Annotated in this window: 1 pseudogene; it reads right to left on the bottom strand. The window is 57.3% G+C overall.

The annotated features are described in order from the left end of the window. Nucleotides 1-384 (bottom strand): annotated as a pseudogene (locus tag H0X91_RS34860) (DNA polymerase II); the annotation flags it as partial.

Raw genomic sequence — 384 nt, 5'->3', positions numbered from 1 at the left:
AGTCGGGATGCGGTTTCAGACGGGCATTAACGATAGCGCCATTGCGCATATCACCCTCGACCCACACCGGTGAGGTGATAAATCGTTCCATCAGATAGCGTTCTGGCGGGCGCACATCGGCCTCGTAGACGGTAACGCCACCTTCACGCAGGCGCTTTTCGTAATTCATCAACTGGCGATGGGCGCGACAGTAAAGGCCATACACCGGCTGGCGGTGAAAATCTTTTAACGCCAGCGGCGTCAGGCGAAAGCCTTGTTCACCCTGCAAAATATGCTGAGCGCGGGGAACCTGATCGGCAGGAATAAACGCCACGGACTCTTGCGGCGCAAGGAAAACCTGCAACGGCCCGTTGTCCGTCGCCAGCCAGAAGGAAACTTCGGTCC

The organism is Burkholderia sp. 9777_1386 (assembly GCF_015712265.1).
Lineage (GTDB): Bacteria > Pseudomonadota > Gammaproteobacteria > Burkholderiales > Burkholderiaceae > Burkholderia > Burkholderia cenocepacia.
The sequence above is the reverse complement of the archived record's forward strand: the minus strand, read 5'-3'. Positions and strand labels throughout refer to the sequence as shown.